General features: G+C 62.9%; 15 protein-coding genes. 6 read left to right on the forward strand and 9 right to left on the reverse strand.

Annotated elements, in window-relative coordinates; translation table 11 throughout:
• Positions 1-5 precede the first annotated feature (5 nt).
• From BA190_RS00775 to BA190_RS00815, 9 genes are all read right to left on the reverse strand, one after another.
• The gene (locus BA190_RS00775) at positions 6-827 is read right to left on the reverse strand and encodes a carbohydrate ABC transporter permease (protein WP_068281502.1); all 822 of its coding nucleotides are present in this window, start codon (positions 825-827) and stop codon (positions 6-8) included.
• Entirely contained in the window at positions 820-1,752 is a 933-nt protein-coding gene (locus BA190_RS00780; RefSeq protein WP_068281503.1) for a carbohydrate ABC transporter permease, read from the reverse strand. Before BA190_RS00780 ends, BA190_RS00775 begins: the two co-directional genes overlap by 8 nt.
• 95 nt (positions 1,753-1,847) lie before the next feature.
• Positions 1,848-3,197, reverse strand: coding sequence for an extracellular solute-binding protein (locus BA190_RS00785; protein ID WP_068281504.1), 1,350 nt, complete (start codon positions 3,195-3,197; stop codon positions 1,848-1,850).
• Positions 3,198-3,282: 85 nt separating this feature from the next.
• Positions 3,283-4,380, reverse strand: a complete 1,098-nt coding sequence (locus BA190_RS00790; RefSeq protein WP_068281505.1) for a LacI family DNA-binding transcriptional regulator — start codon at positions 4,378-4,380, stop codon at positions 3,283-3,285.
• Positions 4,381-4,629: 249 nt separating this feature from the next.
• Positions 4,630-5,403 carry an SDR family NAD(P)-dependent oxidoreductase gene (locus BA190_RS00795; RefSeq protein WP_068281506.1) on the reverse strand — a complete coding sequence of 258 codons (774 nt, stop codon included), beginning with the start codon at positions 5,401-5,403 and terminating at the stop codon, positions 4,630-4,632.
• 41 nt (positions 5,404-5,444) lie between these two features.
• A complete protein-coding gene (locus BA190_RS00800) occupies positions 5,445-6,128 on the reverse strand; it encodes a class II aldolase/adducin family protein (protein WP_068281507.1) in 684 nt (227 codons plus the stop codon).
• A gap of 97 nt (positions 6,129-6,225) precedes the next feature.
• Positions 6,226-6,981 (reverse strand): DeoR/GlpR family DNA-binding transcription regulator, encoded by a 756-nt coding sequence (locus BA190_RS00805; RefSeq protein ID WP_068281508.1) that lies wholly within the window; start codon positions 6,979-6,981, stop codon positions 6,226-6,228.
• 35 nt (positions 6,982-7,016) lie between these two features.
• Positions 7,017-8,426 (reverse strand): rhamnulokinase family protein, encoded by a 1,410-nt coding sequence (locus tag BA190_RS00810; protein WP_068281509.1) that lies wholly within the window; start codon positions 8,424-8,426, stop codon positions 7,017-7,019.
• Between the two features lie 209 nt (positions 8,427-8,635).
• Positions 8,636-9,112, reverse strand: coding sequence for an Lrp/AsnC family transcriptional regulator (locus tag BA190_RS00815; protein ID WP_068281510.1), 477 nt, complete (start codon positions 9,110-9,112; stop codon positions 8,636-8,638).
• A 137-nt stretch (positions 9,113-9,249) separates the two neighbouring features.
• Here BA190_RS00815 and BA190_RS00820 point away from each other — a divergent pair, with 137 nt between their 5' ends.
• The 6 genes from BA190_RS00820 to glnQ all read left to right on the forward strand — a co-directional run bounded on the left by BA190_RS00820 (position 9,250) and on the right by glnQ (position 14,651).
• Positions 9,250-10,269 carry a 1-aminocyclopropane-1-carboxylate deaminase gene (locus BA190_RS00820; protein WP_068281511.1) on the forward strand — a complete coding sequence of 340 codons (1,020 nt, stop codon included), beginning with the start codon at positions 9,250-9,252 and terminating at the stop codon, positions 10,267-10,269.
• Between the two features lie 245 nt (positions 10,270-10,514).
• A complete protein-coding gene (locus BA190_RS00825; RefSeq protein WP_068281512.1) occupies positions 10,515-11,429 on the forward strand; it encodes an AraC family transcriptional regulator in 915 nt (304 codons plus the stop codon).
• A 39-nt stretch (positions 11,430-11,468) separates the two neighbouring features.
• Entirely contained in the window at positions 11,469-12,356 is an 888-nt protein-coding gene (locus tag BA190_RS00830; RefSeq protein ID WP_068281513.1) for a PhzF family phenazine biosynthesis protein, read from the forward strand.
• 66 nt (positions 12,357-12,422) lie between these two features.
• Positions 12,423-13,175: a transporter substrate-binding domain-containing protein gene (locus tag BA190_RS00835; RefSeq protein WP_068281514.1), complete on the forward strand. Its 753-nt coding sequence runs from the start codon at positions 12,423-12,425 to the stop codon at positions 13,173-13,175.
• A gap of 94 nt (positions 13,176-13,269) precedes the next feature.
• Positions 13,270-13,926 (forward strand): glutamine ABC transporter permease GlnP, encoded by a 657-nt coding sequence (gene glnP / locus BA190_RS00840; RefSeq protein WP_068281515.1) that lies wholly within the window; start codon positions 13,270-13,272, stop codon positions 13,924-13,926.
• Complete coding sequence (gene glnQ, locus BA190_RS00845) at positions 13,923-14,651, forward strand: glutamine ABC transporter ATP-binding protein GlnQ (protein ID WP_068281516.1); 729 nt, start codon at positions 13,923-13,925, stop codon at positions 14,649-14,651. The genes glnP and glnQ overlap by 4 nt, the downstream gene beginning before the upstream one ends.
• Positions 14,652-14,661 lie beyond the last annotated feature (10 nt).

Consider the following 14,661-nt stretch of genomic DNA (forward strand, 5'->3'; position numbering starts at 1 on the left):
GCAGGTCAGTCCTTGACAGCGCCCATCGTCATTCCCGAGACGATGTGGCGCTGCATGAAGAGAGTGAAGATTACCGGTGGCACGCATTGGATGATCGACGCGGCGGCGATCAGGTCCCAATAGACCTTGCCTGTGCCGATGAAGGAGGAGATCACCACCGGCAGCGTGCGGGCCGAACGGGTGGTCAGGAACAGCGAGAGCAGGAACTCGTTCCAGCAGAAGATGAAGACGAAGGTCGCCACCGTCATCACGCCGCTCAGGCTCATGGGCAGGGCGATCCGCACCAGCACCTGGACCCAGCTGCAGCCTTCCAGCCGCGCCGCCTCGATCACCTCGCGCGGGACCCGGCGCAGGAAGGACATCGAGACCCAGACGGCGAAGGGCAAGTTGAAGCCGGCATAGGCGATGATCAGCGCCCATACGCTGTCGAGCAGGCCGAGCCCCCTGAAGATCACGAAAAGCGGCACCGCGGCGGCGATCGGCGGCATCATGCGCGTCGACAGGATCCAGTCGGCGATCGCGTTGGAGGAGCGCATCTGGAAGTTCACCAGGCCGAAGGCGGTGGGAATTGCGAACAGCAGCGCCAGGGCCGTGGCGCCGAGCGTCACCACCACCGAGTTCAGGATGAAGGGCCAGTAATCGGTGAAGATATGGACGTAATTGTCGAGATAGGTGAAGTCGGGGATCCAGACGGGCGGAATGGCGATGATCTCGCTGGTGTTCTTGAACGAGCTCAGGCCGATCCATAGTAGCGGCCCGACGGCGAAGGCCGTGAAGGCGAGAGCTGCGATGACGAGCCCGATGTCCTTGCCGCGGATGCTATGCATTTTCCACGCTCCTCAGCAGGCGCACCGCGAAGGTGGTGATGACGATGCTGATGACGAGGATGAGAACGGCGGCGGCCGAGCCGACCCCGATCTGGAAATACTGGAAGTCCTGCTGGTAGGCATAGAGCGTCACCACCATGGTGGCATCGCCCGGTCCGCCGCGCGTGGTGACATAGATGACGTCGAAGAAGCGCAGCACGTCGATGATGCGCAGGATCACGCCAAGCAGCACGACGTTGAGGATCGAGGGCACTTCCAGCGACCACAGGATATGGTGCCAGCGCGCGCCGTCGACGCGGGCTGCCTCGTAGAGATCGGTGCGGATCGAGGTCAGGGCCGCCAGGCACAGCAGCATCATGAAGGGCGACCACTGCCACACATTGATCAGCACCATGGAAACCATGGCGGTGACGGGTTCGCCGAACCAGGAGACGGGCGTGAGCCCGACGAGCTGGATGACGTAGTTCACCACCCCCAATGTCGGGTTGAACAGATAGGCGAAGATCATGCCGACGATCAGCGGCGTTACCATCATCGGCATCAGATAGAGCGAGCGCAGCGCCCCGACCCAGCGCAGATGCGACAGCTCGTAGAAGACCTTCGCGGCTGTGAAGCCGATGACGATCTCCAGCGAGATCGAGCTCACGCCGAGGATGGCCGTGTTGAGGAGGGCGCGCAGGAACAACCCGTCATGCAGCAGGAAGAGATAATTGTCGAAGCCGGTGAACACGGCCCGCTGCAGCGTGGTGAGCTTGACCTGGTGCAAGCTGAGATAGACTGAATAGACGAAGGGATAGATGGTCAGGAACAGCAGGAAGAGACAGGTCGGCAGGATGAAGGCCGTCTGCTGCAGGCGGTCGTTGCGCAGGAAGGCAAGCCGCCGCCGGGGCAGGTCATGGGAAGATACGATGGCCGCGGGCTGCATGGCGTTCCGCCTCTGGTTGGCTGCCGAGACCCCTCCCCCAAGGCCGGAGGAGGGGTCGTCCTGTCAAGACATGGAGCGGGCCGCACCCGCCGAGCTTACTTCAGGGCGCCGGAAGACTTCAGGAGCTGCGTGGCCTTGGCGTTGGCATCGTCCATGGCATCCTTCACCGACATCTCGCCGATGATCGCCTTGTTGACGTTGACGCCGATGGTATCGATCAGCTGGAAGGTGGCGGGAATACGCGGGCGTACCTCGGTCCAGGCCGTCTTCTGGGCCTCGGCGATGGTCTTGGTCCAGGGATATTTGGCCTGGACCTCGGCATCGTTGATGGCGCTCAGGCGGCTCGGCGTTCCGCCAGCCAGGGCATAGCGCTTATGCTCGGCCGGGCTCGCATACCACTTCATGAAATCCCAGGCCGCGTCCTTCTGGGTGCCATGGGCGTTGAGGCACATGACCCAGCCGCCGACCGGCGGAACCGGCTTGCCCGCCTTGGACGGCATCAGGACGCTGCCGAACTTGCCGGCGATCTGGCTGGTCTTGGGATCGTTGGCGATCTGGGCGCGCACCGACCAGTCGTTCATCATGGCGAGCTTGCCGCTGGCAAAGGCGCTCGCGCGCTCGTCCCAAGCGTAGCTCTCGACACCGGGCGGGCCGAATTTCACCATGTCCTTGAAGAACTGCACGAGATCGAGAGACTCGGGCGAGTTGAGGGTCGGCGTCATGTCGGCATAGGGATCGGCGGCCCCGATGACATTGCTCTTCCAGGGCGAGCCGCCGGCATTGAAGATCCACTCGAAATATTGCTGCCCGGCCGCCGCGCCACGCTGGTTGTTCATGGCGTAGCCATAGACGCCCGGGAAATCCGGGTTGTTAGTGAAGAACTTGGCCGCCTTCTGCAAGTCCTCGAAGGTCTTGGGCGGCTGCATCTTCGCCTTTTCGAACAGGTCCGTGCGGTAATACATCAGCTCGTAGTAGATCGCGACGGGCAGGCAGTATTTCTTGTTGTCCCAGCTCGCCTGGCCGGCACCCGAGGCGGTGTAGTCGTCCCAGGCGATCACCTTGGGATCTTCCTTGGCGATGCGGTCGTCGAGAGCATCGATGCAGCCTGCCTCGACGAACTCGCCGATCCAGATGCCGTCGATGAGCAGCACGTCGTAGCTGCTGTCGTTCTGCGAACAGTTCAACAGCTCCTTGTCGTGCAGGGCGTCATAGCCGTTGCCGTCGACCTCCACCTTGGCGCCGGTGAGCTTGGTGAAGTCGTCCTTGGTGGCCTTGATCGCCTCGATGAAGGGATCGCTGATGCTGATCAGCTTCAGCGTCTTGCCGGCCTGGTCGGCAAGCTTGCCTTTCCAGTCGATGTCCTGGGCATGAGCGGCCAGGCCGACCAGGCAGGCCAGCGCGGATGCCGTGCCGATCATGATCTGCTTGAATGCGGGGCGTTCCATATTCATCCTCCATTCCGGCCGTTCTTATGGGCGCGCCGGTGCCGGTGGCGGCGCGTCGTTTCAAGGTCCCGAAAATGCTGGCGGGTTAGGTCTTGGGCTGCCTGGCCGAGGATTTTCGTCGCGGCCTCGCCTTGGGCGGCTCTTCGCGGGTGGCGATGCGACGGATCGGCAGGCCAATTCTCTTGGTCGAGTTTCTCAGGATGAGTTCGCAAGGCAGGCGGACATGCCGGGCAATTGCCGCCGGGTTGTCCATCCTGGCGCGTATGGTCGCCCATGCCTCCGCAGCGATCCGCTCCACATCCTGCCGCATGGCGGTGATGGGCGGCGCCGTCGCGCGCATCCAGGCATAGTCGTCGAAGCCGACCAGCGAGATGTCCTCGGGAATCCGGATATTGCGCTGGGCCATGTCGGCGAGAACGCCGAGCGTCCCGAAATTGGTGAGAGCGATGACGGCGGTGGGCCGCTCATGGGCCGCGAACCAGCGTTGCAGGCCCTCCGCGACCGTTTCGAATGTCTGGCCGACCTCGACAATGGGCGGGGCGGGCAGGCCCGCTTCCTCGAAGACCTGCACAATGCCGGCGCAGCGTTCACGGATATTGGCGATGCGCGTGGTGGTCGCAACCACCAGGGCATTGCTGTGCCCATATTCCAGGAGATGCTCGGCAGCGCGTCGCCCGGCAGAAAAATTGTCGCTGCCGATGGTATCGCCCTCGAAGCCCTCGGTGATGCGGTCGACGACGACATAGGGCACGCCGACATCGTCGAGAAGCGTCCGGGTCGCGAAGCGATCGTCGTTCGGAATGATCACGACGCCCGACGGCCGCCAGGACAGCAGGGCCGACAGGCGCGAGCGCTCGACCTCTTCATTCTCGTTCGAGCTCGCCACGATGATGTCGTAGCCTTCGTCCTGGACGCAACGTTCCAGGCTGGCGATCACGGCGCTGAAATAGGGATTGTCCAGACTTGGCACCAGGACGGTGACGACGCGCGCCTTCCCCGTCCTGAGTTGCGAGGCGACCCGGTCGACCTCATAGCCCAGCTCGCGTGCAATGGCCTGCACGCGCTCGGCGACCTCCGGGGTCGCCGCCCCCTGGCGGCCGTTGAGAACGTTCGACACCGTCGCCGGCGAAACGCCGGCCCGCGCCGCAACATTCCTGATGGAAATACGCTTAGGTTTGCGCATGGCAGCCCAACGTTTCCGTTCCCTGTAATTCTTACTTAAACGATTTAATAAAACGATTCACCAGCAAGCTTCGTTTGTCAACACCTTACTGAATCGTTTTAGTACACAGGCCCGATCGCAGGGTGGAAGGCAGCCGCGAGCGACTGCGTCCCGCGCCTCGGTGTCCTGCCGAGGCGCCGTGGGGGAGCGAAGAAAATCTCGACAAAGACCGGCCGGCGAGAAGGCTGAAGGCCCTTCCGCGGGCCGCCGTCACCAGCAGGTAAAGCCACCGTCCGCCACCACCGTGGTGCCGGTCATCAGGCTGGAGGCATCGCAGGCCAGGAAATGCACGACCGATGCGATCTCGTCCGGCTTGCCGAGACGATGCATCGGCGTGTCGCGCAGCCAGACGTCGATCATGCCGTCATTGTCGTGGCGATACATGGTCATGGCGGTCTCGATATAGGTCGGCGCCACCGCGTTGACCCGCACGCCACGATCGGCCCATTCGGCTGCCAGCGACGAGGTCATCTGGTGTACAGCGGCCTTGGCGGCATTGTAGTAGGTCTGCTTTTGCGGGCGGTTCGAGATCAGGCCGGACATCGAGCCGATATTCACGATGGCTCCTCGCCCCGCCTTGAGCATATGGCGGCCGAACGCGCGATTGCACCAGAAAACGCCATTGTAGTTGACGTCGTTCACATGCAGCCAGTGCTCGTCGGTCACGTCCTCGGCCGCCGTTCCCGAACGGGCGATGCCGGCATTGGCAACGAGGATGTCCACCCGGCCATGATCCCGCACGACGTCCTCCGCCAGCGCCTCGACCTCGGCCGGCTTGGTCACGTCGACCTGGCGCACATCGACCTCATAGCCCTTGCGCGCCAACTCGGCCTGCCCTTCGCCCGCGATCGACAGGTCGATGTCGGCAATGACGACTTTTGCGCCATTTTCCAACAGAGCTTCGGCACAGCTCAGGCCGATGCCGCGTCCACCGCCGGTGACGACGGCAACCCGGCCGTCAAGACGGAACTTGCGTGCATACATGAGATCCTCCCGTTTCCGGATAGTTCAGGCCGAAGCCAGTGTTATTCTGCAGCGCGATCGAGGAAGGGATGGCGCCCGGGCCGGGCGAACTTGGTGCGGCGGATATCGAGAAGCCTCTCGACCTGCTCGGCGTTGAATTCCTTGGCGCCGCCATAATGGGCCGCGAGGTAGACGACCTTGGCGTAGTAATCGAGCGCTTCCATCTTGAAATAGGCGCTGGTGAGGTCGTGCCCATAGGACAGCGCCCCATGGTTTTCCAACAGCAGCGCGTCATATCGGTCGAGATAGGGCGCGATCGCGTCGGACAATTCGCTCGTCGAGGGCAGCGCGTAGGGCGTCAGCGGCACCTCGCCGAGGAACATGGTGGATTCGGGCATGATCTGCTGCGTGATCGGCTTGCCGCAGATGGCATGAACCGTGGCATAGAGGGGGTGGGCGTGCACGACCGCCCGGACATCGGGGCGATGATCGTAGACACATAGATGCATCTTGATCTCGGTCGAGGGACGAAAGCCCTTGTCCTCGACGAGGGCGCCCTGCCGGTCGATCCTGCAGATCATCTCCGGTGTCATGAAGCCCTTGGATACGCTGGTCGGCGTGCACAGCAAGGTGCCGTCATCCAGCAGAACCGAAAAATTGCCGTCATTGGCGGCGCCCATTTCGCGCGCATAGGCGCGCCGCCCGATTTCACAGATATATTCGCGCAATCGGAGATCGTCTTGCATGCCGGGCACCTCGCTGGGGTCACCCGAGCTATCGCAAATCCGGACATAAAGTCAACTATTCGGACTTTTAATTTTTGTATATGCCCGATTATGCCCGCTACACGATGAGCTTTACCTTGTGCCTTTCGAACAGTTCACGCCATTCCGGCGATGGTTCCCGGTCCGTGACCACGAAATCGATGGGTTCGAAGCCGCAGATGCTGATCAGGGCCGTCCTGTCGAATTTCTCACTGTCGACGAGAAGGCAAACCCGTTGCGCGCTGGCGATGAAGGCTCGCTTCACCTCCGCGTCGGCCATGTTCGCCTCCATGAGGCCGCCGGCCAGCGAGATGGCCTTGCAGCTGATCAGGGCGACATCCGCATTGAACTGGGCGATGGTCCGGCCGGCCAGCGGGCCGACGAAAGTCATCGAGCGGCGGCGCAATTCTCCGCCGACCGACATGATCGTACAGGCGGGCAGGCTGGGATCCGACAGCACGCGGACGGAATTGGTGATGAGCGTCAGATCCCGCCGGTTGCCGAGACCCTTCAAGGCTTCATAGGCCGTCGATGACGAATCCATCATCACCGCATCGCCGTCTTTGACCAGCGCCGATGCTTTCTGGGCGATCAGGCGCTTGGCCTCGATGTTGATGAGATGCCGTGTCCGGTAGGGCAGGTCTTCGGCTTCGCCCTGAAGCGCGACCGCGCCCCCATGCGTCCGGCTCAGAAGGCCCTCCTTCTCGAGCTTGTTGAGATCGCGCCTTATGGTCTCTTCGGTGACCCCCAATTCCTGGCTGAGCTCGGCCACCACGACACTGCGGTCACGGGCGACAAGGTGGAGTATCCTGGTTTTTCGCTCAACCGCCAACATGCATCACCGCATCACCTGCCAAATATCGGGCCATTTCAGACAAGATTGCGAATGTCTGAGGACTGTTCAACCAGGGCCCGCCCTTCTTCCAAGGATTTTATCTGGCCGAGGCCGAGGAGCTGGACCAGGGCATTGCCCCAGGAACTCGCCTCGATGGGGCCGATACGCACGGTCTTCCCTGCCTGGACGGCGATCCTGTCGCACAGAACCGCATCCCGGGCGCCGCCACCGCACAAGGTGAGGCTCGGCAGCGAGCGGCCCGTCAGCTGCTCGATCGTCCTGACCGCAGAACCGATCTCGGAGGCCAGGCCATTATAGACCGCCAGCGCCAGGCCCCCGAGATCATAGGGAGGAAAGGCGCCGTTGCGCGCGCAGGACCGGCGGATCGCCTCGATGATATCAGGAGGATTGAAGAACAGCGGATCGGACGGGTCGATGGCCGGCGTGTCGTCCAGACGGGCCGCTTTCATCACCTGATCCGCGATCCCGGCAAACGTCACGGGCCGGCCGTCACGCTGCTGCCAGGCCGCCCGCAATTTCTGGACGAGATGCAGGCCATTCAGGCTCTTGATCATGAAGGTGCGGCCACCGAGGCCGCCCTCATTCCCGAATCCCGCGGCCCGCACGGCATCGTCGAGATCGGGCGCGCGCCGCTCCAGGCCGATCAGGGACCAGGATCCACAGATCACGAAGCCGCCGCCATCCGCAAGATCCAGCGCCGCCACCGCGCTGGCCGTGTCATGGGCCGCCACCGAGATCACCGGAACGGCGCCCAGCCCCAGCCTTCCCGCAAGGTCGCTGCGCAGCGTGCCATAGACCTCGGCAGGGCGGATGATGGGCTGCAGCATCCGCCGCGGCAGGCCGAGCCTTTGGCAGAGCTCGGCGCTCCAATCCTCCGTGCGGGCGTCGACGAGCCCGGAGGTGCGGGCCAGGGTCAGTTCGGATCGCAGCTTGCCGGTCAGATGGTGGTTGACGACATCGGCCATCATCAAAAGGCCGCTGCTTCTCGCCAATGTCTCGGGGGCATGCCTCGACTGGTCGAAAAGCTGGCAGATCGTATTGACCGGCAGGTCCTGCGCGCCCGAGATCGCATAGAGCTCTTCGGGGGTGAGCGGCAAGGCGTCCCGCCCGCGCTGCGAGCGCGGATGGCGGTAGTGGCAGGGCTCTTCCACGATGCCACCGGCATGATCCAGCAGCGCGTAATCCAGGCCCCAGCTGTCCACGCCGATGGAATCGAGCGCCCCCACCTCGGCGCGGCACCGGCGCAGGCTCTCCTCCACCTCGTCGAACAGGCGCGGGAGGCACCAATGCGGGCCGTCGTCCCGCTCGACCGCATAGCCCTCGAAGCGGTGAATCTCATCGAGCCGCAAACGGCGGTTCTCAAACGTGGCCAGCATCGCGCGGCCGCTGCCGGCTCCGAGGTCGAGGACGAGACAGCGCGCCATCGGCGCTCCTTCCTGTTTCATCTTCTTCGATAAACAACATTATCGGGCATTCTTGCCGGATCGATTGTTTGAAAAAGTCTGAATTCAACCTTAAAGCACCCATACGCCTGATCGGCAATCCCAAAACTGCCGCACAGCATTCGTCCTCTGGAGCCACGACCCCCGAGTCGGCTCGGCACTACCCTCCCGCGGTACCGGGAGCCCAGCCGTCAAAATGGCAAGCGTGCATTGTCCTTGACCTGCTTCATGACGAAGAAGGTGCGGGTCTGCCTGACGCCCGGCAATGCGATCAGTTTTTGCCCATGCAGCTTGTTGAAATCCGCCATGTCGCGGACGCGGATTTTCAGCAGATAGTCGAAATCGCCCGCCACCAGGTTGCAATCCAGAACCTCCTTGAGCTTGAGCACCGCGCCCTCGAAGGCTGCAAAACTCTCGGGCGTCGAACGGTCGAGTACCACGCCGACCATCACGAGGGCATCGAGGCCGACGGAAGTGGGAGAGACCTCGGCACGAACACCGGTGATGAAACCTTCATCGAACAGGCGCTGCGTGCGCCTGTGGCAGGTGGCCGGGCTGACATTCACGCGCGCGGCGAGCTCGGCATTGCTCAGCCGACCATCGGCATGGAGGGCCCGCAAGATGTTGATGTCGATGCGATCGAGATCGGAGATGGAAGGTTCTTTCATTTAGATCCTTCTTGATGAAATATGTCATACTCAAAAAGTAGATCATCTTGCATTCTTGTAAAAGATAGAGGCCAAATTCGAAAGCACCCACCAGGGCTTTTCGACTAGGCTCCGTTCCGTCTCATGGAGCCCGTCCAATGTCCCTTCTCGAAAAGTTCGAGCGTTATCCGCTCACCTTCGGCCCCACCCCGATCGAGCACCTGCCGCGTCTCACCCAGGCCCTTGGCGGCAAGGTCCAGATCTATGCCAAGCGCGATGACTGCAACTCCGGCCTTGCCATGGGTGGCAACAAGCTCAGGAAGCTCGAATATATCGTGCCGGATGCCATCGCCTCGGGTGCCGACACGCTGGTGTCGATCGGCGGCGTTCAGTCCAACCACACCCGCATGGTGGCTGCGACCGCCGCCAAGATCGGCATGAAATGCGTGGTCATCCAGGAGAAATGGGTGCCGCATTACGACGCCGTCTATGACCGGGTCGGCAACATCCTGATGACCCGGCTGATGGGCGCGGATTCCCGGCTCGTCGACGATGGTTTCGATATCGGCATCCGCAAGAGCTGGCAGGATGCGATCCAGTCGGTCGAGGCGGCCGGCGGCAAGCCCTATCCGATTCCGGCCGGCGCGTCGGTGCACAAGTTCGGCGCCCTCGGCTATGTCGGCTTTGCCGAGGAGGTCGCCAAGCAGGAGGCGGAGCTTGGCTTCACCTTCGACTATGTCGTGGTCTGCGTCGTCACCGGCTCGACTCAGGGCGGCATGATCGTCGGTTTTGCCGCGCAGGGGCGCGCGGACCGCGTCATCGGCATCGATGCCTCGGGCACTCTCGAGCAAACCCGGGCACAGGTTCGCTCCATCGTCGACAATACCGCGGAACTGGTCGGCCTCGGCCGCGAGATCGGCGAGCACGAGATCGTCATCAACCCGGACTACGCCTACCCGGCCTATGGCGTGCCGTCGGACGAGACCAATGACGCGATCCGGCTCGCCGCGCGCACCGAGGCGATGATCACGGACCCGGTCTATGAGGGCAAGTCGATGCAGGGATTGATCGACCTGACGCGCAAGGGCTTCTTCCCCGAAGGCTCGCGCGTCCTCTACGCCCATCTCGGCGGTGCGCCCGCCTTGAACGGCTACAGCTATTACTATCGCGAAGGCTGACAGGGATCGTGCGTTCCCGCGCCTGTCGGGCAAGCAGGCGCCGAGGGGGCGGATCCGAAAAAGGTCCGCCCCCTCGGCGCCTGCAGCATTGGCGCTTGGCGGGCGACAGTAGCGGCCACGCTTGGCGCTAAGACACTGATGTACAGCCCCGGCGTGGACTGACGGGCTACGGGCGCACAGAGTTGCATTGCCGGTTCCCACCTATCGCTGTTAATCTGTGCGAAGGAAGGGATCAGAGATCAAGAATGCTGCGGTCATTCGAGCAATTGCGCGATACGGCAAGGTCCGATCTGCTCATAGCCGCCGACGACGAGCATGCGGCCGTGGCAGGCAGCGGCAGCTATGCCATGCCCTGGCATTGGCACGATTGTCTGATGTTTATCCTGCCCAGCCAGGGAACTGTCGAACTCAAGCACGAAGGCCGCCGTGAGGGCAGCTGGCTGTCGCAGGACCGGTTTGCCGTGGTGCCCCCGAACCAGGCGCATGAAACGAGGGCGGCCATCGGCGCCCATCGTCACCTTGCCATCTATGTGACGGGTGCCACGCTCATGCGGCTCGACCGGGAAGCCGGCTCGCTCAGCGAGTTTCACCGGCGCACGCGCACCACGATCCTGGTCCATCGCACCTCCACCGTGAAGGCCTTGCAGGCGCTATCGCTTCGAAATGGCCAGAGTGCCTACGGCGATGGCAAGGTCCGGCAAGCTCTGACATCCGCCCTGCTCGTGCAATGCATCGCCGAAGTCATGGCAGGGGAGATCGCGCCCGCTGCCTCGCGCTACGAACACGGCATGGCGCTGGTCGAGGATCTCAAGCACTATCTGGCGCTTCATGCCGACGAGCAGGTTCCGCTCGACGCCCTGGCGGATCGCTTCGGCGTATCGAGGCGCCACGTCACGCGCCTGTTCCGGGAGGGCACCGGCTTCTCAGTGGGCGAGTTCCAATTGCGGATCCGTCTGCAGACGGCATGCGAACTCCTCACCGGAACCGACCTGCCGGTCGGCGAGATCGCCTTCCGGGTGGGTTTCGAGAGCGGAGCTGCGCTTGCCCATGCCATGCGGCGCGCGGAGGGCCGATCCCCTTCCGACATCCGCAACAGCGTGGCCCGCCCGATCAAAATCCAAGGCCCGTTCGGACGCGCGGAGCGAGACCCGCCGCGATAGCCTGCACGCAGTGAATTCTGCGCGACAGGCAGGTTGGGAATGGGTTCGGACGTTGAAATAGTCAGTGTGTTTGCGGCGGGTCCCAATGGAGGCAATCCGGCGCCGATCGTGATCGATGCCGCTGGAATGTCCGATGCGGACATGCAGCAGGTCGCACGTTCCTCCGGCTATGAAAGCGGTTTCGTTCTTCCGCCGCCGCCCGCTTCGAATTGCGATTTCGAGCTTCGCTTCTGGGTGCCCAACCACGAAATGTCGATGTGCGGGCATGTGACCGTCGGCGCCTTGTGGCTGCTCGATCGGCTGGGACGGCTGCCGGGCGACGAGCTTGCCATCTGGACCAAGAGCGGCCGCGTTGCGGCGAGAATTCGGGAACGAACTGAACGCGGAGCGGCTGTCGAAATCTCGCAGCCGGTCGGCACGGTCGAAATGCTCGGCGATGGCGACACCACCCACATCCTCGATGTCCTGGGGGTGAAGGTCGGCGATCTTGCACCAAGACCGATCCAGAACGCATCAACCAGCCGGGTCAAGACCCTCGTTCCCGTGAAGAGCGTCGAGACCCTGAACGGGTTGAGCCCCGACTTCACCAGGATCGAGGCCCTATGCGACCGGATCGGCTCGACCGGCCTTTATCCCTATGCGGTACTCGATGGGGACGCGCAGATCGTCGAGGCACGCCAGTTCCCCAAGGCATCGGGTTATCCCGAGGACGCAGCCACCGGCATTGCCGCATCGGCCCTGTCCTTTGGCTTGCTCGCGAACGCCATGGTGGAAGCATCCGAGCGCCCGATAACCATCCGCCAGGGACGGGCAATGCGGCGCCCCTCGGAAATCCTGGTGCGTTTTCAACTCGAGCATGGGCGCCCTGCCGGCTGCTGGCTGGGAGGGGCCGTCCGCCTGGAAGAGCGTGAACGAGCCAGGTCCTGATCGGCAACAGGCCCGATCACCACAGGCAGCAGCGCCCTGATGCCTGCCATAACAAAGGGGAAAAAAATGGATCGCAGACAGATTCTCCAACTCGGCCTTCTGGCGGTGCCCGCCACTATTCTCGCCGGCCAGGTCAGGGCCGACGAAGCCGAACTCATCGTCGGCTCCAATGTCGGCAGCCCGCCCTTCGCATACAAGGATGGTGATCACTATTCCGGCTTCGACATGGAGATGTTCGCCGAGGTCGCCAAGGCCTTGAACCGCAAATGGCGCGTGCAGCCGATGGACTTCGGCGCCCTCATCCCTGCCCTGCAGACGGGCAACATCGATGCGATCGTCTCGCAGCTGTTCATCAAGCCCGAGCGGCAGAAAGTCATCGATTTCTCGGCCCCCTATTACCAGAGCGGACTGGTGGCCGTGACGAACGCCGGCAACACCACCATCAACACGCCCAACGACCTGGCCGGCAAGACGATCGGCACCGAGACCGGGACCATCGCGGTCGACTACATCAAGGATCACATCAAGGGCGCGACGCTCGACCAGTTGCCGAGCATCAACAACGCCTTGCTGGCGCTTCTGGCCGGGCGCACCGACGCCGTAATCTATGATACGCCGGCCCTGATGTACTACGCCAACAATACGGGCAAGGGTAAAGTCCGGGTCATACGCCCGACCCTCGAAGGCCGTGATGTCGGTATCGGCTTCAGGAAGGGCAGCCCGCTCGTCATGCCAGCGAATGCGGCACTGGCGGCGATGAAGGCCGACGGGCGCCTCAAGGCCATTCGCGAAAAATGGTTTGGGCCGGACCCCGCATGAACCCGGCAGCACCCCATCGAGAGCTGTGGCGTAATCGCAACCGAGGCTCTCATAGCCGATTTTTCGCGTGGCGAACGTTCGACTGGACCCCCGGATGACTTTTGATTGGACAGCCACCCTCGAGGCTCTGCCAGACCTTCTGCAGGGCCTCGAGGTAACCATGCTGATTGCTTTCGCCGGCCTGGCCGGCGGCGTGATTGTCGGGGCTTGCACCGGCGCCCTGCTCGCCTATGGGGGCTGGCTGGCACAGGCCCCGGCGCAGGTCTATGTCGCGCTGATCCGCGGCACGCCGATCACCGTGCAGGTGATGTTCATCTATTTCGCACTCCCCATCCTCATCGATGTCCGCATCAGCGCCACCAGTGCGGGGATCCTCACCTTGATCATCAATTCCGGTGCCTACAATGCCGAGATCGTTCGTGGTGCCCTCGAAAGCGTTCCAACAGGCCTCCGCGAAGCCGGCCTCGCCATGGGGTTGAGTTTTCGCAAGGTGCTCATCTATGTCATCGCTCCCCTAGCGGTCAGGCGCGCTCTTCCCGCCATGGGCAATCAGCTCGTCTCGGTGGTCAAGGACACCTCGATATTTCTCGTCATCGGCGTCGGAGAATTAACGAGGCGCGGACAGGAGATCATGTCCGGCAATTTCCGCGCGGTGGAGATCTGGACGGCAGTGGCCGTGATCTATCTGATCGTCATCAGCATTCTCGCCGTCAGCCTGCGGTTCGTCGAACGGGCGGCACGCTTGCCATGAGCATGATCGAATTCTCCAAGGTCTCCAAGCAGTTCGGCAGCCATCGCGTTCTGAAATCGATCGATCTTGCCATCGATCCCGGCGAGGTTGCCGTCGTGATCGGCCCATCCGGGTCCGGCAAGTCGACCATGCTCCGCTGCATCAACGTGCTGGAAAAGGTGAGCGAAGGCACCCTCCTGGTCGATGGCATCAGCGTCCTGGGCACGTCACGCGATGTGCGGCGCATCCGGCTCGAGGCCGGCATGGTCTTCCAGCAGTTCAACCTGTTCCCGCATCTCACCGCCCTTCAGAACGTGATGTTCGGCCCGATTCGGGCGCGCGGCAGGGGCAAGGCGGAGGCGCGCGAGATAGCCGCCGCCCTGTTGCAGAAGGTGGGCCTCGGCGAGCGTATGGACCACTACCCCTCGCAGCTTTCCGGCGGCCAGCAGCAGCGTGTCGCCATCGCCCGCTCCCTGGCCGTCGGGCCCAAGCTGATGCTCTTCGACGAACCCACATCCGCGCTCGATCCCGAGCTGCGCCAGGAGGTTCTGAAGGTCATGCAGACATTGGCGCTCGAAGGCATGACCATGGTCGTGGTGACCCATGAAATGGCATTTGCCAAGCGTGTGGGGTCACGTCTGCTCTTCATGGATGACGGCCAACTCGTCCATGACGGCAAGCCGGCGGACCTGCTGACGAATCCGCCAAGCGAGCGCTTTGCCGACTTCCTCAAGCATATCGACTGATGGAGTATCC

Origin of the sequence: Labrys sp. WJW, assembly GCF_001676615.1 — a bacterium.
In the GTDB taxonomy this organism is placed as follows: Bacteria; Pseudomonadota; Alphaproteobacteria; order Rhizobiales; family Labraceae; genus Labrys; species Labrys sedimenti.

Coding starts and splice junctions, on each gene's coding strand:
- BA190_RS00775 (WP_068281502.1), bottom strand. CDS start 827: ATGCATAGCATCCGCGGCAAGGACATCGGGCTCGTCATCGCAGCTCTC.
- BA190_RS00780 (WP_068281503.1), bottom strand. CDS start 1,752: ATGCAGCCCGCGGCCATCGTATCTTCCCATGACCTGCCCCGGCGGCGG.
- BA190_RS00785 (WP_068281504.1), bottom strand. CDS start 3,197: ATGGAACGCCCCGCATTCAAGCAGATCATGATCGGCACGGCATCCGCG.
- BA190_RS00790 (WP_068281505.1), bottom strand. CDS start 4,380: ATGCGCAAACCTAAGCGTATTTCCATCAGGAATGTTGCGGCGCGGGCC.
- BA190_RS00795 (WP_068281506.1), bottom strand. CDS start 5,403: ATGTATGCACGCAAGTTCCGTCTTGACGGCCGGGTTGCCGTCGTCACC.
- BA190_RS00800 (WP_068281507.1), bottom strand. CDS start 6,128: ATGCAAGACGATCTCCGATTGCGCGAATATATCTGTGAAATCGGGCGG.
- BA190_RS00805 (WP_068281508.1), bottom strand. CDS start 6,981: ATGTTGGCGGTTGAGCGAAAAACCAGGATACTCCACCTTGTCGCCCGT.
- BA190_RS00810 (WP_068281509.1), bottom strand. CDS start 8,426: ATGGCGCGCTGTCTCGTCCTCGACCTCGGAGCCGGCAGCGGCCGCGCG.
- BA190_RS00815 (WP_068281510.1), bottom strand. CDS start 9,112: ATGAAAGAACCTTCCATCTCCGATCTCGATCGCATCGACATCAACATC.
- BA190_RS00820 (WP_068281511.1), top strand. CDS start 9,250: ATGTCCCTTCTCGAAAAGTTCGAGCGTTATCCGCTCACCTTCGGCCCC.
- BA190_RS00825 (WP_068281512.1), top strand. CDS start 10,515: ATGCTGCGGTCATTCGAGCAATTGCGCGATACGGCAAGGTCCGATCTG.
- BA190_RS00830 (WP_068281513.1), top strand. CDS start 11,469: ATGGGTTCGGACGTTGAAATAGTCAGTGTGTTTGCGGCGGGTCCCAAT.
- BA190_RS00835 (WP_068281514.1), top strand. CDS start 12,423: ATGGATCGCAGACAGATTCTCCAACTCGGCCTTCTGGCGGTGCCCGCC.
- glnP (WP_068281515.1), top strand. CDS start 13,270: ATGACTTTTGATTGGACAGCCACCCTCGAGGCTCTGCCAGACCTTCTG.
- glnQ (WP_068281516.1), top strand. CDS start 13,923: ATGAGCATGATCGAATTCTCCAAGGTCTCCAAGCAGTTCGGCAGCCAT.